At 70.6% G+C, this 18,206-nt stretch carries 16 protein-coding genes; 5 read left to right on the top strand and 11 right to left on the bottom strand.

Features of this window, described 5'->3' with window-relative positions; translation table 11 throughout:
* Positions 1-26: 26 nt before the first annotated feature.
* Genes araA through ACZ6TV_RS23125 form a run of 7 tightly spaced genes read right to left on the bottom strand, consistent with a single transcriptional unit; the run spans position 27 to position 8,330 of the window.
* On the bottom strand, positions 27-1,508 hold the full coding sequence (gene araA / locus ACZ6TV_RS23155) for an L-arabinose isomerase (protein ID WP_465299301.1): 1,482 nt from the start codon (positions 1,506-1,508) through the stop codon (positions 27-29).
* A complete protein-coding gene (locus ACZ6TV_RS23150; protein ID WP_465299300.1) occupies positions 1,505-2,179 on the bottom strand; it encodes an L-ribulose-5-phosphate 4-epimerase in 675 nt (224 codons plus the stop codon). The genes araA and ACZ6TV_RS23150 overlap by 4 nt, the downstream gene beginning before the upstream one ends.
* Positions 2,176-3,777 (bottom strand): ribulokinase, encoded by a 1,602-nt coding sequence (gene araB / locus ACZ6TV_RS23145; protein ID WP_465299299.1) that lies wholly within the window; start codon positions 3,775-3,777, stop codon positions 2,176-2,178. Before araB ends, ACZ6TV_RS23150 begins: the two co-directional genes overlap by 4 nt.
* Positions 3,774-4,760: a galactofuranose ABC transporter, permease protein YjfF gene (gene yjfF / locus ACZ6TV_RS23140; RefSeq protein ID WP_465299298.1), complete on the bottom strand. Its 987-nt coding sequence runs from the start codon at positions 4,758-4,760 to the stop codon at positions 3,774-3,776. Before yjfF ends, araB begins: the two co-directional genes overlap by 4 nt.
* Complete coding sequence (locus tag ACZ6TV_RS23135; protein ID WP_465299297.1) at positions 4,757-5,827, bottom strand: ABC transporter permease; 1,071 nt, start codon at positions 5,825-5,827, stop codon at positions 4,757-4,759. Before ACZ6TV_RS23135 ends, yjfF begins: the two co-directional genes overlap by 4 nt.
* A complete protein-coding gene (locus tag ACZ6TV_RS23130; RefSeq protein ID WP_465299579.1) occupies positions 5,827-7,320 on the bottom strand; it encodes a sugar ABC transporter ATP-binding protein in 1,494 nt (497 codons plus the stop codon). Before ACZ6TV_RS23130 ends, ACZ6TV_RS23135 begins: the two co-directional genes overlap by 1 nt.
* Before the next feature lie 23 nt (positions 7,321-7,343).
* Positions 7,344-8,330 carry an ABC transporter substrate-binding protein gene (locus tag ACZ6TV_RS23125; RefSeq protein ID WP_465299296.1) on the bottom strand — a complete coding sequence of 329 codons (987 nt, stop codon included), beginning with the start codon at positions 8,328-8,330 and terminating at the stop codon, positions 7,344-7,346.
* Positions 8,331-8,721: 391 nt separating this feature from the next.
* Between ACZ6TV_RS23125 and ACZ6TV_RS23120 the strand changes: the two genes are divergently transcribed.
* Entirely contained in the window at positions 8,722-9,963 is a 1,242-nt protein-coding gene (locus tag ACZ6TV_RS23120; protein WP_465299295.1) for a LacI family DNA-binding transcriptional regulator, read from the top strand.
* 29 nt (positions 9,964-9,992) lie between these two features.
* Here the strand turns inward: ACZ6TV_RS23120 and ACZ6TV_RS23115 are convergent, their stop codons facing one another.
* From ACZ6TV_RS23115 to ACZ6TV_RS23100, 4 genes are all read right to left on the bottom strand, one after another.
* On the bottom strand, positions 9,993-11,087 hold the full coding sequence (locus ACZ6TV_RS23115; RefSeq protein ID WP_465299294.1) for a type III PLP-dependent enzyme: 1,095 nt from the start codon (positions 11,085-11,087) through the stop codon (positions 9,993-9,995).
* Complete coding sequence (locus tag ACZ6TV_RS23110; RefSeq protein WP_465299293.1) at positions 11,084-11,698, bottom strand: GNAT family N-acetyltransferase; 615 nt, start codon at positions 11,696-11,698, stop codon at positions 11,084-11,086. The genes ACZ6TV_RS23115 and ACZ6TV_RS23110 overlap by 4 nt, the downstream gene beginning before the upstream one ends.
* A 30-nt stretch (positions 11,699-11,728) precedes the next feature.
* A complete protein-coding gene (locus ACZ6TV_RS23105; protein WP_465299292.1) occupies positions 11,729-13,258 on the bottom strand; it encodes an APC family permease in 1,530 nt (509 codons plus the stop codon).
* A 77-nt stretch (positions 13,259-13,335) separates the two neighbouring features.
* On the bottom strand, positions 13,336-13,974 hold the full coding sequence (locus ACZ6TV_RS23100) for a GOLPH3/VPS74 family protein (RefSeq protein ID WP_465299291.1): 639 nt from the start codon (positions 13,972-13,974) through the stop codon (positions 13,336-13,338).
* A 155-nt stretch (positions 13,975-14,129) separates the two neighbouring features.
* Here ACZ6TV_RS23100 and ACZ6TV_RS23095 point away from each other — a divergent pair, with 155 nt between their 5' ends.
* The 4 genes from ACZ6TV_RS23095 to ACZ6TV_RS23080 all read left to right on the top strand — a co-directional run bounded on the left by ACZ6TV_RS23095 (position 14,130) and on the right by ACZ6TV_RS23080 (position 17,246).
* Positions 14,130-14,999, top strand: coding sequence for a helix-turn-helix domain-containing protein (locus tag ACZ6TV_RS23095; RefSeq protein ID WP_465299290.1), 870 nt, complete (start codon positions 14,130-14,132; stop codon positions 14,997-14,999).
* A 63-nt stretch (positions 15,000-15,062) separates the two neighbouring features.
* Positions 15,063-15,275 carry a DUF397 domain-containing protein gene (locus ACZ6TV_RS23090; protein ID WP_465299289.1) on the top strand — a complete coding sequence of 71 codons (213 nt, stop codon included), beginning with the start codon at positions 15,063-15,065 and terminating at the stop codon, positions 15,273-15,275.
* 241 nt (positions 15,276-15,516) lie between these two features.
* Entirely contained in the window at positions 15,517-16,020 is a 504-nt protein-coding gene (locus ACZ6TV_RS23085) for a SigE family RNA polymerase sigma factor (RefSeq protein WP_465299288.1), read from the top strand.
* Positions 16,017-17,246, top strand: coding sequence for a hypothetical protein (locus ACZ6TV_RS23080; protein ID WP_465299287.1), 1,230 nt, complete (start codon positions 16,017-16,019; stop codon positions 17,244-17,246). Before ACZ6TV_RS23085 ends, ACZ6TV_RS23080 begins: the two co-directional genes overlap by 4 nt.
* The last annotated feature ends 960 nt before the right edge of the window (positions 17,247-18,206 follow it).

Genomic DNA, 18,206 nt, shown 5'->3' with positions numbered 1-18,206 from the left:
CTCACCAGATCAGGCAAGCGAGATTTCTAGAATCCCCGGGCGAGACGATGATACGCCTGGTTCCACCGGACCTCCTTCGTGAACTGCCGGACGGTCGTGTCGCCGTCGATGACGAGCAGCTCCGTGCCGGTCATGTCGGCGAGGTCCTGCAGCTCCTCGGTACCGACGGCGAAGGACAGCACCGTGTGGTGCGGTCCGCCGGCGGTGAGCCACGACTCCGCCGACGTCGACAGGTCCGGCCGCGGCTTCCAGACGGCACGGGCGACGGGCAGCTTCGGCAGCGGCGCGGTCGGCGTGACCACGTCGATCTCGTTGGCCACCAGGCGGAAGCGTTCGCCGAGGTCGGCGAGGCCGAGGACGACGGCGGGGCCGGGCGTGGCGTCGAAGACGAGCCGGACCGGGTCCTCGCGGCCGCCGATGCCGAGCGGGTGGATCTCGCACGACGGGGTGTCGAAGGCGATGCTCGGGCACACCTCCAGCATGTGCGCGCCGAGGATGACCTCGCTGCCCGGCGTGAGGTCGTAGGTGTAGTCCTCCATGAACGACGTGCCGCCGCCGGGGGCCATCGCCTTGAGGGTGCGCACCAAAACGGAGGTCTTCCAGTCGCCCTCGCCGCCGAAGCCGTAGCCGTCGGCCATGAGCCGCTGCACGGCGAGGCCGGGCAGCTGGCGCAGCCCGCCGAGGTCCTCGAAGTTGGTGGTGAAGGCCTTGAACCCGCCGGCGGTGAGGAACGCCCGCAGCCCCAGCTCGATGCGGGCCGCGTAGCGCAGGGAGTCGGCCCGGTCCTCGCGCAGCGCGGCGGACACCCGGTAGGTGTCGTGATACTCCTTGACCAGGTTGTCCACGTCGGCGTCGAGGGTCGCGTCGACGGCCTCGACGAGGTCGTTCACGCCGTACGTGTTGACGGAGACCCCGAAGCGCAGCTGCGCCTCGACCTTGTCGCCCTCGGTGACGGCAACGTCGCGCATGTTGTCGCCGAAGCGGGCCAGTCGCAGCGACCGCATCTCCGTGTAGCCGGCGGCCGCGCGGGCCCAGGCGCCGATGCGGGCGGTGACCCGCGGGTCGGTGACGTGCCCGGCGACGGTCTTGCGGGCCACGCCGAGCCGGGACTGGATGTAGCCGAACTCGCGGTCGCCGTGCGCGGCCTGGTTGAGGTTCATGAAGTCCATGTCGATGTCTGCCCACGGCAGCGCCACGTTGGCCTGCGTGTGCAGGTGCAGCAGCGGCGTGCGCAGCGCGTCCAGGCCGGCGATCCACATCTTGGCCGGCGAGAACGTGTGCATCCAGGCGACCACGCCGACGACCGACGGGTCGGCGTTGGCCTCCAGACAGACCCTCAGGATGTCGCCGGCGCTGGTGAGCACCGGCTTCCACACCACGCGCACCGCGATGTCCGGCGACTCGTCGAGCGTCGCGGCGATCTGCTTCGACTGGGTCGCGACCTGGTCGAGCGTCTCGGGGCCGTAGAGCCCCTGGCTGCCGGTCAGGAACCAGACCTCGTGCGTCATGATGTGCTCCTCTGCCCGCCCTGCGGCTGGCCGTAGACGTTCTGGTAGCGGTCGTGCAGCGAGGCGACGGCCTGGTCCGGCAGCCGCTCGACGGCGCCCAGCTGCCGGGCGAAGTGCATGGTCCTGGCGACGTCCTCGCACATGACGGCGGCCTTGACGGCGGCCTTCGCGGTGGCGCCGATGGTGAAGGGGCCGTGCTGCAGCATCAGCACCGCCGGCGAGGGGTGGCCGGTGAGCGTGTCGACGATGCCGCGGCCGATCGCGTCGGAGCCGATCAGCGCGAACGGGCCGACCGGGATGTCGCCGCCGAACTCGTCGGCCATGGCGGTGATCGAGCACGGGATCGGCTCGCCGCGGGCGGCCCACGCCGTCGCGTAGGGGCTGTGCGTGTGCACGACCCCACCGACGTGCGGCATGTGCTTGTACACGTAGGCGTGCGCCGCGGTGTCGCTCGACGGTGCGTGCTCCCCTTCGACGAGGTTGCCGTCGAGGTCGCAGACCACCATCTTCTGCGGGGTCAGCTCGTGGTAGCCGACCCCGGACGGCTTGATGACGAGGAGGTCCTCACCGGGGACGCGGGCCGAGACGTTGCCGGACGTCCAGGTGACCAGCCCCCAGCGGATCAGCTCGGCATGCAGCTCGCAGACCTCCTGCCGCAGCTGAGCGATCATCGGGCCACCTCTTCGCGCAGCTCCCGCAGGCGGTGCAGCACCTCGTTGCCGCCGGGGCGGCCGAAGTAGTCATGCAGCTGCCGGTACTCGGCGTAGAGTCGGTCGTAGACGTCGGCGGCGGCCTCGTCGGGTGTGTAGACGGCCCGCTTGACCTTGCCCATCGCCGCCGCGGCGGCCCGCACGTCGGGGTATTCGCCCGCGGCGACCGCGGCGTGGATCGCCGAGCCGAGCGCCGGGCCCTGCTCGGAGTCGATGACGCTGATCGGGCGGCGCAGCACGTCGCTGTAGAGCTGCATCAGGAATGTGTTCTTGAGCAGCCCGCCCGCGGCGATGAACTCGGTGACCGGCACGCCGGCGGTCTCCAGGGTCTCCACGATGGTGCGGGTGCCGTAGGCGGTCGCCTCGATCAGCGCCCGGTACATGTCCTCCGGACGGGTCGCGAGGGTCTGCCCGACGATGACGCCGGACAGGTGGTGGTCGACGAGGACCGACCGGTTGCCGTTGTGCCAGTCAAGCGCGACGAGGCCGTGCTGGCCGGGGCGCTGCGCGGCGGCCGCGGCGGTGAGCCGGTCGTGGTCCGCGGACGCAAAGCCGGCGAACCAGCCGAAGATGTCGCCGACGCCGGACTGGCCGGCCTCGTAGCCGTACAGGCCGGGGACGATCCCGTCGGCGACGACCCCGCACATGCCGGGCACGTCGGCGAGGACGGCGCCGCTCATCACGTGGCAGGTGGAGGTGCCCATGATGGCGACGAGCTGCCCGGCGTCGACGGCCTGGGCGGCCGGGGCGGTCACGTGGGCGTCGACGTTGCCGACGGCGACCGCGATCCCCTCCGGCAGCCCGGTCCACGCGGCGGCCTCGGCGGTGAGCCGGCCGGCGAGCCCGCCGAGCGGCGCCAGCGGGCCGTCGGTCTTGTCGAGGAACGCGCCGAAGCCGGGGTGCAGCGCCTCGAAGTAGTCCCTGGACGGGTAGCCGCCGTCCTGATGGGCGCCCTTGTACCCGGCGGTGCACGCGTTGCGGGTCTCGATGCCGGCGAGCTGCCACACGATCCAGTCGGCGGCCTCGATGAAGCGGTCGGCCCGGGCGAACACGTCCGGGTCCTCCTCGAGGACCTGCAGGGCCTTCGCCAGCTGCCACTCCGAGGAGAGTTTGCCACCGTACCGGCTGAGCCACGCCTCGCCACGGGATGCGGCGAGCGCGTTGATCCGGTCCGCCTGCCGCTGCGCGGCGTGGTGCTTCCACAGCTTCGGATAGGCGTGCGGGCGGTCGGGCAGCACGTCGCCGAGGGGGGTGCCGTCGGCGAGCACCGGCAGGAACGTGCACGCCGTGAAGTCCGTGGCGATGCCGACAACCGCAGCGGGGTCGATGCCCTGCAGCGCGGCGGGGACCGCGAACCGCAGCACGTCGATCCAGTCGCCGGGCATCTGCAGCGCCCAGTGCGGGGGCAGCGCCTCGCCGGTCGCCGGCAGGGCCTGTTCGACCGCGCCGTGCCGGTACTCGTGGACCGCGGTGCCCACCTCGGCGCCGTCGGAAACCCGGACCACGACGGCCCGGCCGGAGAGGGTACCGAAGTCGACGCCGACTACATATCTCGTCATGAGGTTCTCCGCGCCACGGCCCGCTGCAGCACGATGAACGCGAACAGCAGCGCACCGATGACGATCTTGGTCCACCACGAGCTGAGGGTGCCCTCGAACGTGATGATGGTCTGGATGAGGCCGAGCACGAGGACTCCGAGGACGGTGCCGAAGAGGAAGCCCGAGCCGCCGGTGAGGACGGTGCCGCCGATGACGACGGCCGCGATCGCGTCGAGCTCCATGCCCAGGGCGTGCAGCCCGTAGCCGGAGGAGGTGTAGAAGGTCAGCAGCACGCCGCCGAGCGCGGAGCACAGGCCGCTGATCGTGTAGACCGCGATCTTCGTCCGGCCGACGGGCAGGCCCATGAGCATCGCGGACTGCTGGTTGCCGCCGATGGCGTAGATGTTGCGGCCGAGTCTGGTGTACGCCAGGACGTATGCCGCGACGAGCACCACGACGATCGAGATGACGACGCTCCACGAGATGTGGAACCCACCGAAGCGGATCTTGTAGTCGGCGAGGGACGTCCAGAGCGCGTTGTCGATCCGGATCGCCTCGGTGCTGATGACGTAGCAGAGGCCGCGGGCGAGGAACATGCCGGCGAGCGTGGCGATGAAGGGCTGGATGTCGAAGAAGTGGATGATGCAGCCCATCGCGAGGCCGATGACGGCGCCGACGAGCAGCACCACCGGCAGGACCGCGATCGGCGACCACCCGGCCCGCACCAGCGACGCGAAGATCATCGTGGTGAGCGCGACGACCGCGCCGACCGACAGGTCGATGCCGCCGGTCAGGATCACGAACGTCATGCCGACGCCGACGACGAGCAGGAACCCGTTGTCGATGAACACGTTCAGCACGATCTGCGTGTCGCTGAAGCCGGTGTACCGCACCACGCCGGCGCCGTACATGAGGCACAGCAGCGCGAGGGTGGCCAGGACGGGGATGTGGCGCTGCTGCGGTCTGCGGATGATGCGTTTCTGCAACGTCTCGAACGTCGTCATGCGGTCACCTCCACCTTCTGGGCGGCCTGCGGTGCGGCGGGCGTGGACGGGCGGCGGCGCTGGAACTTCTCGCGGAACTTCGGCGCCTGGGCGAGGCACAGGACGACCACGACGACCGCCTTGAACAGCAGCGTCACCTCGGGCGGGATGCCGACGGTGTAGATCGTGATGTCGAGCGTCTTGATGATCACGGCGCCGAGGATCGTGCCGGCGATCGAGAAGCGGCCGCCCGCCAGGGACGTGCCGCCGATGACGACGGCGAGGATCGCGTCGAGCTCGATGAGCAGGCCGGCGTTGTTGCCGTCGGCGCTGGACACGTTGGAGCTGATCATCAGTCCGGCGATGCCGGCGCAGAGCCCGGCGAACACGTAGACGATGAGGATCAGCCAGCGGGACTTGATGCCGGCGAGCCGGGACGCCTCGGCGTTGCCGCCGACGGATTCCAGCAGCAGGCCGAGCGCCGAGCGGCGGACGATCAGGCCGGCGAGGACGGCGACGCCGACGGCGATGATGACGCTGAGCGGCAGCCCGAGCCAGTAGCCCGCGCCGATCATCTTGTACGGGCTGCTGTTGATCGTGATGATCTGCCCGTCGGTGATGAGCTGGGCGAGGCCGCGGCCGGCGACCATGAGGATCAGGGTCGCGATGATCGGCTGGATGCCGACGGTGGCGACGAGGAACCCGTTCCAGACGCCGAGCACCAGCGACAGCAGCAGCGCGAGCCCGACGGCGAGCAGCACGCCGGTGACGCTGTTCTGGTTGTCGAGCTCGCTGATGCGCAGGCAGGCGAGGGCGCCGGCGATGGCGACGACGGCGCCGACGGACAGGTCGATGCCGCCGGTCGCGATCACAAGCGTCATGCCGAGTGCGACCAGGCCCAGGGGCGCGCTGGCACGCAGGATGTCGATGATGCTGCCGTACAGGTGGCCGTCGCGGAGCTCGACCTTGAAGAAGCCGCCGGAGAAGAACACGTTGGTGACGAGGAGCACGACCAAGATCACTGTCGGCCACAATAGCCTTGTGACCGCCGCCGGCCAGAACAGCCTGTGCTTGGTGATCGCCGCCATCAGGTGCCGCTCGCAATCGTCTCGGTGAGGCGGTCCAGGTCGACCGCGTCGGTGTTGTCCAGCTGCGTCACCAGGCGCCGGTCGCGCAGGACGCCGATGCGGTGGCTGAGCCGCAGCACCTCCTCCAGCTCGGCGGAGATGAACAGCACGGCCATGCCCCCGTCGGAGAGCTCGACGACGAGCCGCTGGATCTCGGCCTTGGCGCCGATGTCGATGCCGCGGGTCGGCTCGTCGAGGATCAGCAGCCGCGGCTCCGTGATGAGCCACCTGGCGAGGAGGACCTTCTGCTGGTTGCCGCCGCTGAGGTTGCGGACCGGCAGCTCCGGGTCCTTCGGGTTGATGTTCAGGACGTCGATGTACTTCTGGACCAGTTCGTCCTGGCGGCGGCGGGGCAGCGGGCGGGTCCAGCCGCGGGCCGCCTGCATGGCCAGGATGATGTTCTCCCGGACCGACAGCTCCTCGACGAGGCCTTCGGTCTTGCGGTTCTCGGAGCAGTAGGCGATGTCGTGGTTCATGGCGGCGCGCGGTCCGTGCATGGCGACCGGCTTGCCGTCGATCTCCAGCCGGCCGCTGTCGGCCTTGTCCGCGCCGAAGAACAGCCGGGCGAGCTCGGTGCGGCCGGAGCCGAGCAGGCCGGCGAGCCCGACGACCTCGCCCTTGTGGATGGTGAGGCTGAACGGCTCGACGGCGCCGGTGCGGCCGAGGTCGTGTGCCCGGGCGACCGCGGGGGCCGCTTCGAACGAGCGCTTGCCGGCGTCCTCCAGGCGCTCCAGCAGCGCCAGCTCCTTGCCGATCATGAGGCTGACCAGCTGGACCTGGCTGATGTCGGCGACGAGATGCTCCCCGACCAGCCGGCCGTTGCGCAGGATGGTCATGCGGTCGCAGATCTCGTAGATCTGGTCGAGGAAGTGTGAGACGAACACGATCGCGATGCCCTGCGCCTTGAGCTGCCGCATGATGCGGAAGAGCTGAGCGACCTCGCCGGCGTCGAGGCTGGAGGTCGGCTCGTCGAGGACGAGGACCTTCGCGTCGACGTCGATGGCGCGGGCGATGGCGACGAGCTGTTGCACGGCGAGGGAGTAGGTCGACAGCTGTGCGGTGACGTCGAGGTCGAGCTCCATGCGCTGGAGCAGGTCGGTCGCGCGGCGGCGCATGACGCCCCACTGGATCCGGCCGAACTTCGTCGGCTCACGGCCGATGAAGATGTTCTCCGCGACGGAAAGGTTCGCGCAGAGGTTGACCTCCTGGTACACGGTGCTGATCCCGGCCTCGGTGGCCTGCTGCGGCCCGGCGAACCGGACCGGCCGGCCCTCGAGGGTGATCTCGCCCTCGTCGATGTCGTAGACACCGGTCAGCACCTTGATCAGCGTCGACTTCCCGGCGCCGTTCTCACCCATGAGGGCGTGGATCTCCCCTTGGTACAGGCGGAAATCCACACCCTCGAGGGCCTTGACGCCGGGGAACTGCTTGCTGATGCCGCTCATGCTCAGCATTGCGGTCCCCATGGTTGCGCCTCTCAGTACTTGCGGTCCGGCAGCGCGGCCTTGGCCTGCTCCGGCGTGAACGTGGTCTCCTCGGTCAGCACCCGCTGCGGGATCGTCTCACCGGCGAGGACCTTCTTGGCCAGGTCCATCAGCTGAGGGCCGAGCAGCGGCGAGCACTCGACGATGTAGTTGATCTTGCCCTCGGACAGGGCCGTCATGCCGTCCTTGACCGCGTCGACCGTGATGATCTTGATGTCGACGCCGGGCTTCTTGCCGGCCGCCACGATCGCCTCGATGGCGCCGAGACCCATGTCGTCGTTGTGCGCGTAGAGCACGTCGATCTTCGGGTTGGCCTTCAGGAAGGCCTCCATGACCTCCTTGCCCTTGGCGCGGGTGAAGTCACCGGTCTGCGAGGCGATGACCTTGAACTTCGGGTCGGCCTTGATGACGTCGGCGAAGCCGGACTTGCGGTCGTTGGCGGGGGCGGAGCCGGTGGTGCCCTGCAGCTCGACGATGTTCACCGTGTCGGTCTTGCCGGTGTACTCCTTGACCAGCCACTCGCCGGCCTTCTTGCCCTCGAGGACGAAGTCGGAGCCGATGAACGTCTTGTAGAGCGAGGTGTCCTTCGAGTCGACCGCGCGGTCGGTCAGGATCACCGGGATCTTGGCGTCCTTGGCCTCCTTGAGCACGGTGTCCCAGCCCGACTCGACGACCGGCGAGAAGGCGATGATGTCCACCTTCTGCGCGATGTAGCTGCGGATCGCCTTGATCTGGTTCTCCTGCTTCTGCTGCGCGTCGGAGAACTTCAGGTCGATCCCGGCGGCCGTGGCGGCCTCCTGGACCGACTTCGTGTTCGCCGTGCGCCAGCCGGACTCGGCGCCGACCTGGGCGAAGCCCATCGTGATCTTGCCGTCGTCCTTCTTGCCGCTGCCGGCGTCGTCACCTTCGCCGCCGCACGCGCTGAGCGCACCGACCACCAACAGGCCGCTGAGCACGGCCGCGGACCACTTCTTCAGCACTACTTCTCCTCACGGGGTGTCCTGCGCGGGTACGAGTGAACGTTCACATTCAAGGGCGGACCACCCCACCGCCGGGGTGTGTGGCGATGGGGGTACCTCGCTCCGGCCTGGATTACATTGGCCATCGCGGTTGTATGTCGAGAGTGTTAGCGTTCTCATCCCCGGCGTCAAGTCTGTGACGTCGATTCGTGACCGGAGGTGCCCGTTGGCCCACCCCGCGCGCTCCGGGCGGGACCGCGGAGCCTCCGCTCGCGCCGCCGCTGCCGCCCCCGAATCAACCGAACGCGCTCCCATCGCTACGGAACGTATCGCTCCCGGCACGCAGAACGGCGACGGTTCGACGGAACGTCACGCAACGCCTCCTTCGCGTGACTTTTCCGCCACCCGGCGGATGTCCCCGGACATCGGCCGCCCGGTGCCGGGACGCCCCGGGGCGCCGTTCACGCCCGGCACCGCGCCCACCGGCCCGGCCGGGGGCCCGGCCGGCGACGGGTCCGCCGGCGGTGGAAGTTTCATGGCCGCGCCGGTGCGGCGGGCCGGGTTCCCCTCCCCCGCCGGGCCGGACCGCAGCCGGCGGGGACCGGTCGCGCACGCCGGTGGGGCCGCACCCGACGCCGTGCCGGTGCCGCCGCCGAGGAAGGTCGGGATGCGGGACGTGGCCCGCCTGGCCGGGGTGTCGCACCAGACCGTGTCGCGGGTGCTCAACGACCTGCCGAACGTCAGCGACGGCACCCGGAGCCGGGTCCTGGACGCCGTGCGGATCCTCAACTATCGTCGCAACCTCGCCGCGCGGACCCTGGTCACCAGCCGGTCCCGCACGATCGGGCTGATCGGCTTCGAGACCACCCTCGCCGGTCCCGCCTCGATGATCTACGGCATCGAGAAGGCGGCCCGCGAGGCGGGCTATTACGTCAGCATCGCCACCGTCCGGTCCCTGGACCGGCACGCCGTGCTCGACGCCGTCGAGCAGCTGTGCGCGCAGGCCGTCGAGGGCATCATCGCGATCGCGCCGAAGAACTCCGTCGCCGACGCGCTCGCGCAGGCGCCGCCGGGCACCCCCGCCGTCGGGGTCGGCGGCGCCGACGACGGGGCCGTGCCGATGCTGCGCGTCGACAACGTCCGCGGCGCCTGCCTCGCCACCCGGCACCTGCTGGACCTCGGCCACCGCACCGTCCACCACGTGCCCGGCCCGGCCGACTGGCCCGAGGGCCGGGACCGCATCGACGGCTGGCGGCAGACCCTGCACGCGGCGGGCGCCCCCGTGCCGCCGGTCGCCGCCGGTGACTGGTCCGCGCGGTCCGGCTACCTGCGCGGCCAGGTCCTCGCCGCCGACCCGGGCGTCACGGCCGTGTTCTGCGGCAACGACCACATCGCGCTGGGCGTGCTGCGGGCGTTCCACGAGGCGGGTCGTACGGTGCCGGACGACGTCAGCATCGTGGGCTTCGACGACATGCCCGAGTCCGGCTACTTCCTGCCCCCGCTCACCACCGTCCACCAGGACTTCGCCGAGCTCGGCCGGCGCAGCGTCGACCTGCTCGTCGCCCGGCTCGACGGCACGCCCCTGCCCGACGGCCCGGTGCACCTCGCGCCGTCACTGGTCGTGCGGGCCAGCGCCGCCAGGACCCCCGTCTAGTGCCCGTCCAGTACCGGTCCAGTGCCTGGCTAGCTCCCCCGCACGCACCTGACCGGCGGCGGCGCGAAGCCGTTGAACGACGAGGCGTAGACGCTGGTGTACGCGCCGGCGCTGCCGATGAACACCTCGTCGCCCGCGCGCAGGCCGGCGGACAGCTCGACGTCGAACAGGATGGTGTCCTGGCTGTCGCAGGTCGGGCCGGTGAGGTGGCAGCGCTCGCGGGCGGTGGCGGCCAGTGAGTCGGTGACCGGGAAGCGCAGTTCGTTGCCGGTCTCCAGGCTCTCCATCAGGCCGTTGAAGGCGCCGACGTCGAGGTGGACCCAGCGCCGGCCGTGGCGCAGCGCGGTGCCGATGACGGTGGCCCGCAGGGTGCCCGCCCCGGCGACGACGGCGCGGCCCGGCTCGGCGACGACCGGGACCTCGTAGGGCAGGCCGGCGAGGCCTGCGGCGATCGCCGCGGCGTAGTCGGACAGGGGCGGCACCGGGCCCGTGTACCGGGCGGGGAAGCCGCCGCCGACGTTCACCATCTCCAGCATCACCTGCTCGGCGGCGAGCTTGTCCATGATCTGCGCGACGGCGCGCAGCGGCGCCCGCCACGCCTGCGGCAGCAGCATCTGCGAGCCGACGTGGAAGGCGACGCCGAGCGGGCGCAACCCACGGTCGCGGGCGGCGAGCAGCAACGCCGTCGCGGTGGCGGCGTCGACGCCGAACTTGCCCTCGCTGGGCACGCCGCTGCGGATCTGGTGCGCGGCGAGCCGCACGAACACCGCGCAGCCGGGTGCGGCGGCGGCGAGCTTGTCGAGCTCCTCCTCGGCGTCGAAGGCGAAGCGCCACAGGCCTTTCGCGTGCGCGCGGGCGATGTGCGCGACGGGTTTCACCGGGTTGCTGTACAGCACGCCGGCCGGGTCGACGCCGAGCCCGGCCAGCAGGTCGAGCTCCGGCGCCGAGGCGACCTCGAACCGGCAGCCGAGCCCGTGCAGCTCGGCCAGGACCTCCGGGTGCGGGTTGCACTTCACGGCGTAGTGCACCGCGACCCCGGGCAGGCCCTCGGTCACGGCACGGTAGCCGGCCGCCACGCGGTCGAGGTCGATGAGGAGTTCCGGTGCCGCGGGACGGTCGCTCACGGGTGCGGCGGGCGCCACATCGGCCAGACGGGCGGGCCGTCGGGCAGCATGATCGGCGGGCGGCTCTCGTACCCGTGCCGCAGGTACAGCTCCCGGTTGCGCGGGTCGTTGGACTCCAGGTACGCGGGAAGGCCGGCCCGGTCGAGCCGCCAGTGGTGCCGGGCGAGCAGGGAACTGCCGATGCCGAGGTTCTGCCGCTCCGGTCGCACGGCGAGGAACGCCAGGTAGTGGTGCGGCACGATCGGGTGTTCCTCGTCCAGGAGCGCGTCGAGCCGGCACGCCCGGTCGAACGCGGGGCCCGCCGCCTCCTTGAGCCGCCGGTCGTAGTCCACCGGCGGCGGGATCGCCCGGGTCAGCGGGAACCACAGGGCGACCCCGGACAGCCGGCCGTCGAGCGGGTCGTGGGTCACGTACACCTCGCCGAAGCGCACGGCGTGCTCGGCGAAGATGGCGAAGTACTCGGGGCTGTACTCGCGGCGGTCGTCGGTGTCCGGCGCCATCCAGCGGGCGACCGGGCCGTCGCTCATGGCGGCGACCAGGACCTCGGTGATGTCGCCGGTGTCGACCGGCTCGATGTCGCGCACGACGACATCCTGAATGGCGTGCGTCATGAGCATCCTTTCTCGGTGTGCGCAGACGAGCTATGAGTGGTGGGCGACGTCCGCGGTCCGCGGCAGCGAGTGCGAGACGGGCAGCCCGGCGCCGTCGGGGATCACCCGTTGCTCGGCGCCTCGGCCGATCCCGGCGTACGCCTCCGGCCGGGCGGCCCGCATGACGAGCGCCCAGACGACGCCGACGAGCGCGAAGGCGGCGTACGCGGCGGAGAAGACCCAGTTGAAGATCGAGTCCCCCTCGACCTGCAGCAGGTCGCCCAGGCCGATGATCGTCGCCGCCAGGACCGCGCTGAGGAGCAGGAACGCGAGCGTCGGGGCGAGCTGCGCGCGCCAGAAGTTCTCCCGCCGGCGGTGCCGGACGAAGAACGCGATGACCGCCGCGGACGCGCCCCACATGAGCATCAGCACGCCGAGCCCGCCGACGGTGGTGCCCCACGCGAAGAGGTGGATGAGCGCGTTGGTGTTCGTCAACCAGTACACGATGAGCACCCCGAGCGCGAGCAGGCTCTGCGTGATCGAGCCCATCAGCGGGGCGCCGGTGCGTGGGTGCGCCACGCCCCACAGCCTGGGCAGCACCCGCTCCCGGCCGAGGGCGAACTGGTAGCGGGCGACGGCCGCGTGGAACGCCAGGGCCGCGGCGAACACGCTGGTGAGGAACAGGATGTACCCGACGTTGATGAGCGCCTCGGGCACGTACGGCGTGACGAGCGTGAAGACCAGGTCGGTCTCCTCGTCCTTGGCGGCCTGCACGATGTTGCCCGCGCCGGTGTTGACCGACATCGCCCAGGCGGAGACCCCGCACAGCAGCCCGGGCAGCAGGACCGCCCAGTGCGTGGCCCGCCCGATGGTGCGTTTCGGGTCCTTCGCCTCCTCCGACAGCACGACGGTCGCCTCGAAGCCGACGAACCCGGCGATCGCGAGCACCAGCATCGCCGCGACCTCGGGGGTCAGCAGCTGCGCCGGTGCCAGGGCCTCGGTGCTGACCTTGCCGCCGGCCGGGTGGGCGACCATGATCGCGTCGTAGATGAGCACGATGGTGATCTCGGCGGTGAGCAGCACGGCGAGGACCTTGCCGCTGAGGTCGACCCACAGCACGCCGAGCACCGCGACGAGGAACCAGCCGACGAGCGCGCACACGAACCAGCTCGCCTTGATGCCGCTGGCGGCGAGGATCCCGGAGGCGACGACGCCGAGCAGCCCGAACAGGCCGATCTGCATGGCGGCGTACGCCGGCAGCGCGACGAACGCGGCGGCGACCCCGACGACGCGGCCCAGCCCGTGGCTGATGTAGGAGTAGAACGCGCCGGAGTTGACGATGTGCCGGCTCATCGCCACGAACCCGACGGTGAACAGCGACAGGATGAGCGCCGCCACGAAGTACACCAGCGGCACGGCGGTGTTGCCCACCACCGCGTAGATCGTCGAGATGGCGCCGAGGATCACGGTCAGCGGGGCCGCGCCGGCGACCCCGAAGAACACCACGGACGGCACGCCGAGCCGGTTGCTGGCCAGCCCCCGGGTCACGATGTCGGGCCCGCTCGGGGAGAAACGTGCCATGTTCGGTCTCCTCACGCGGTCGGCCGTGCTGGTGCGCAGCTTCCCGCGGTGATAGTGGTGACGGCCCACCGTGCGGGTCACCGGCGGCCCACGGCCAGGGCGGAGCCCACCGCGGCCTCGGTGTACTGCACGAGCTGGACCAGGTCGTCCGGGAGCGACGCCATGATCGCGGGCAGCTGCCGCATGCACTCGCGCTGCTCCTGCACGCCGGCGAACACGTGCCGGGTCAGCCCGGTCGCGACGACGATGGCGATGAGGGCCCGGTCGTTGAGCGCCATGGAGCGGCGGTGCGCGAGCGCCTCGGACAGCCGGATCGACTCCCACGCGGCGGTGTTGCGCTGCTCGGCGGACAGCGGCAGGTACAGCGTCTGCGCGCTGAGCAGCTTGCGCCGGGTGACCGGCTCGACCACGCCGGCCCGCAGCAGCCGCTCGCCGACCTGGTCGGTCGCGTCGGCGGCCAGATACGCCAGCCAGGTGCGGATCTCACGGTGCTGCGGCTGCGCGATCAGCAGGTCCAGGACGGTGTGCGCCAGGGAGTCGCCGGGCGGCTCCTGGCTCACGACGTAGAGGTCCCCTGTCATCGCGCGCAGCCGTCCGTACAGCATCAGCTCGCCGAGCAGCGCGGAGGCCAGTCCCAGTCCGGCGGCCCGTGGGTGCAGCCGCGAACGTCCGGTTCGATCATCGTGGGCAATCAGGTAATAGCTGTTGGCAAGCATCGCGACCACGCTCCCTCGAGTCTGCCCCGAGCACGTCAGCGAAACGGACCAGCATGCGAATGTGCTGGCTTCGATGTCCCGAGCATCATGTACCAGACACGGCGCGTAGTGCAACGAGTACTAGACTCGGGGTATGCGCATCCCGCAAATTGCATATGATCAATACCGTGGACATTGACGCCGCAAAGGACGAGGGCCCGACGCTTCGCCGCCGTCGACTGGCCGCGGAACTGAAGAAAAGTCGCGAAGAAGCCGGATTCACGCAGGAATCCGTGTCCCGGCACTTCGAGTGGCACTCGGCCAAGGTCACCAGAATTGAGAACGCGCGCGTGCCGGTCAACGCCCGGGACGTCAACGACCTGCTGACCCTCTACGGGGTCAGCGACCCGGCCTACCGCGAGGCCCTGCTCGCCCTGGCCCGGCAGAGCAAGCAGCGCACGTGGTGGACGGACTACCGCGACGTCATGCGGCCCGGCAACTTCGTCGGCATGGAGGCGGACGCGTCGATCACCCGCGTGTGGGAGCCGATCGTGCTGCCCGGCCTGCTGCAGAGCGAGGACTACATGCGGGCGCTGATCGGCATCGGCCGGCGCAACGACACCAGGGAGTCCATCGAGCGGCGGGTGTCCCTGCGCCGGCTCCGCCAGGAGCGGCTGACCTCGGCGAACCCGCTGCAGCTGGTGGCCCTGATCGACGAGTCGGTGATCCACCGGGTGGTCGGCGGTCCGTCAGTGATGCAGGAGCAGCGGCGCAAGCTGCTGCGGGTCGGGGCGCTGCCCAACGTGTCGCTGCGGATCGTGCCGTTCACCGCGGGCGAGCACCCGTTCATGGGCGGATCGATCACGTTCCTCGAGTTCCCGGACGTCGCCCACTTGGATGTCATCTACCTGGAGGGCCTTGCCGGGGACTACTACGAGGAGCAGCCTGCGGAGGTCACCCGCTACCGCGACGAGTTCGAGCGGCTGGAGACGAAGACCCTCAGCGAGTCCGAGACGGTGACCTTGATCGAACGCCTGCTCGACTGAGCATCCCGCTCAGGTCCGTTCAGGTCCGTTCAGGTCCGCTCACGGGAAAGGAGGTGTATCCGATTGTCCGCCCAATTCACCGATGCCGGCTGGCGTAAAAGCAGTCACAGCAACGGCAACGGCGGCAACAACTGCGTTGAGGTCGCGGTCGTTGCCACCGCTGTCGGCGTGCGCGACAGCAAGAATCCGGACGGAGCCGTTCTACGGTTCAGTCCAGCCGCTTGGAAGTCGTTCGTGTCCGACACCAAGCACGGCGTTTTCGATGTGACCGGCTGACGCTTTTCCCGATTCCTCAAATCCCGAACATCAATGATCCGCGGCAGGGCCGATACCGATGTATCGGTCCTGCTGCCAAGATACCGGTCGATGCTATTCCGGACGGTCCCGCCGGCGCCACCATCGCCTTTCGCAGTATCTGTAATGATCACTCCCTTGATCTTTTTCCGGGGCACCGTCAACCCCGCGGGTGCCGGGCGGCATCAAACCTGGTGGAACGTCCAGGGAAGGGACCCACCACGTGCGCCCGGATCGGGAACATGACTTCAGCCTCTACGCGCAGGCCCGGATACCACGGCTGCACCGGGTCGCCTACCAGCTGCTCGGCGACCGGGACAGGGCCGACGACGCCGTGCAGAACACGCTGACCGTGCTGTACCAGCGCTGGAACCGGATGCGCGAGGTGGAGAACCTCGACGCCTACGTGCACACGATGATCGTGCGGTCCTGCCTCAGCGACCGGCGCCGCTGGTGGGCGAAGGTCCAGCTGCGCGAGACCACACCGGACCTGCCGGTCGCCGCCGACGACCCACTCGTGGAGCAGCGGATGGTGCTGCGGGCCGCGCTGCGCCGCCTGCCCGAGGGGCAGCGCACGGTCGTCGTGCTGCGCTTCCTGTGCGACCTGCCGATCGCCGAGGTCGCGCGGCTGCTGAACCGGTCGGAGGGCACCGTGAAGCGGCAGACGTTCACCGGTCTGGGCAGCCTGCGCCGCATGCTCGGCGAGAGCCTTAGGAGTGGGGCATGACCGACAACCCGTTCGCGATCCTGACGGACGAGGCCGTCCCCGACAGCCGGGTCCGCGTCGACGACGTCATCACGGCCGGCCGGGCGCGGGTCCGCCGCCGCCGCGGCGTCGCGGCCGGGGTGTGCGCGGCGCTGGCCGTGCTCGCCACCCTCGCCGGGGTCGCCGTCGCGGTCCGCCCGACGTCGTCGCCGTTGCCGTCCCTGCCGTCGCCTTCGCCTTTTTCGCCGTCACCTTCCTCGCCGTCACCTTCGTCGCCGTCATCTTCTTCGGGCGTCCATCCGACCGGCTGCACCGTCACGGCGCTGGACGTCGGCGGCGAGATCGGCGGCGTGTACACCGACCCGAGCGGGCACTACACGGCGTTCAGCCGCGCCCCCGACCCCGGCCTGCTGGTGCTGTACCGCGACGGCGTACCCGTCCAGCAGTACACCGCCGGCGCGCGCATCCACGTCACCGGCATGAACCCGTCCGGCATCACCGTCGGCGTCGAAGCGTCGGGCACCAACGGTTTCCGCACCACCGCCGAGGGCACCCGCGTCCCGCTGCCGAAGCCGCCGGGCGCGCTGTCGGTCGCCCCGTCCGGCATCAACGCCGCCGGCGACATCGTCGGCGAGGCGACCATGCCGGACCGGAAGTTCCGCGCCGTCCTGTGGCGGCACACCGCACCCGGCACGCCGGTGCTGCTCGCCACCCCCTCGGGCAAGTCGTCGGCGGCCGAGGACATCACCGACGACGGCCGCATCGTCGGCCACCTCAACCAGGGCGAGCAGCCGTACCTGTGGAAGCCCGACGGCACCGGCTCCCCCATGCCCGTCCCGCCGGGAATGCCGGGCGGCACCCCGCAACGCGTCGCCGGCGACTGGGCCGTCGGCATGGTCAACGTCCTGGTGCTCGACAAGTTCGACCCGTCGACCGGCCGGCGCACCGGCAGCGGCCCGGTCAAACCGGCCCGCTGGCAACTGTCCACCGGCAAAGTCGAGTTCCTCGAAGCGCCCGACGTGTTCGCGGGCGGCAACAGCATCGCCGCCGACGGCACGGTCGTCGTCAACCGCTTCACCGACGCGGCCCTCTGGAACGGCACCACCCTGCTCCAACTGCCCCTGCCCCCCACGTACGACCGGATCAACATCACCTCGATGACCGCCGACGGCCGGGTCCTCGCAGGCGCGGCCGGCAAGCAGAACGGCGGCTCGTACGACCCGTTCCGCTGGGACTGCCGCCACTGACCCCGCCCAGCACGTGCCCGGCCCCGCTGTTCCAGGGCCGGGCATGTTCCTGCGCCGTGGCGCACCGGCGCCCGTTCGTGCCCACGACTCGGCAGGCCACCGGGACGAACGCAACCAGCCGAACAGCTTCCCCAGCGTTGCTGGACCGGCCCCGCGACCAGGTAGGCACCCCGGCCTGCCGGAGCGGCCGATGACCGGGCCCGGGCCGTCGTCGGATCGGGCCCGGCACGGTGTGCAACGGGCCACGGGCGGTCACGTGGCCGTGGCGGGTGCAGGTTCTCGCGTTGCCGGGGATGCAGGTCCGCGACGCGCCCTGGTAAGAGCGCGACCGGCAGCGAGCCGGTCGACCACCATCTGGATCTGGCCGCCGCGGGCGAGCCGGTCGAACGCCGGTCACGGCCTCGCCACAGCCCGGGCTCGCGGCCGCTTGTCCTCACGGCGCACCGCAACGGCATGATGACCGTCCTTACCGGCATCGAACCGGGAACACCCGATGATCGCCGTGCACATCGCCTCACCGCGACGGATCACGGCCCCCGCCCCCGGCGTCGACTGCCCCGCAGCCACCTCACGAAGAGCCCCACCCCGCCACCACGACGGGGGCACCAGGTCATTCGAGGCCCGGCGACAGAGCATCCCTGGATTGGGGCCGATCGAAAGGCAGCGGGTGCCGGTGGCCCTGAGCACGACACCGACGGCGACGCTCAGCGAGGCTCGCCACGACTCACAGCCGGACCCACGGCCAGCCCGCCACAGAGCGCCACCCACCCGGGCCAACGGGGCGCCGACACCCAGGAGCCACCCGACGGGCGAGCGCAACACCAACCACGACGCACAACGAGGCACCCGCGCTCACAGCCAGACCGGGAGTTGACCCCTGATCTTGGACACCTGGAACCTGGATCTTGAGTGGTTCGGGTGGATGGGAGTCCTGGAAGACTATGGCTATGAAGCATTACC

The organism is Dactylosporangium sp. NPDC051087, assembly GCF_055586325.1.
The sequence above is the reverse complement of the archived record's forward strand: the minus strand, read 5'-3'. Positions and strand labels throughout refer to the sequence as shown.

Bases quoted from the DNA above. Each gene is read 5' to 3' on its own strand.
- ACZ6TV_RS23150 (WP_465299300.1), bottom strand. From the start codon at position 2,179: ATGATCGCTCAGCTGCGGCAGGAGGTCTGCGAGCTGCATGCCGAGCTG.
- ACZ6TV_RS23110 (WP_465299293.1), bottom strand. From the start codon at position 11,698: ATGACGCACGCCATTCAGGATGTCGTCGTGCGCGACATCGAGCCGGTC.
- ACZ6TV_RS23095 (WP_465299290.1), top strand. From the start codon at position 14,130: ATGATCAATACCGTGGACATTGACGCCGCAAAGGACGAGGGCCCGACG.
- araB (WP_465299299.1), bottom strand. From the start codon at position 3,777: ATGACGAGATATGTAGTCGGCGTCGACTTCGGTACCCTCTCCGGCCGG.
- ACZ6TV_RS23135 (WP_465299297.1), bottom strand. From the start codon at position 5,827: ATGGCGGCGATCACCAAGCACAGGCTGTTCTGGCCGGCGGCGGTCACA.
- yjfF (WP_465299298.1), bottom strand. From the start codon at position 4,760: ATGACGACGTTCGAGACGTTGCAGAAACGCATCATCCGCAGACCGCAG.
- ACZ6TV_RS23080 (WP_465299287.1), top strand. From the start codon at position 16,017: ATGACCGACAACCCGTTCGCGATCCTGACGGACGAGGCCGTCCCCGAC.
- ACZ6TV_RS23130 (WP_465299579.1), bottom strand. From the start codon at position 7,320: ATGCTGAGCATGAGCGGCATCAGCAAGCAGTTCCCCGGCGTCAAGGCC.
- ACZ6TV_RS23120 (WP_465299295.1), top strand. From the start codon at position 8,722: ATGTCCCCGGACATCGGCCGCCCGGTGCCGGGACGCCCCGGGGCGCCG.
- ACZ6TV_RS23105 (WP_465299292.1), bottom strand. From the start codon at position 13,258: ATGGCACGTTTCTCCCCGAGCGGGCCCGACATCGTGACCCGGGGGCTG.
- ACZ6TV_RS23100 (WP_465299291.1), bottom strand. From the start codon at position 13,974: ATGCTTGCCAACAGCTATTACCTGATTGCCCACGATGATCGAACCGGA.
- araA (WP_465299301.1), bottom strand. From the start codon at position 1,508: ATGACGCACGAGGTCTGGTTCCTGACCGGCAGCCAGGGGCTCTACGGC.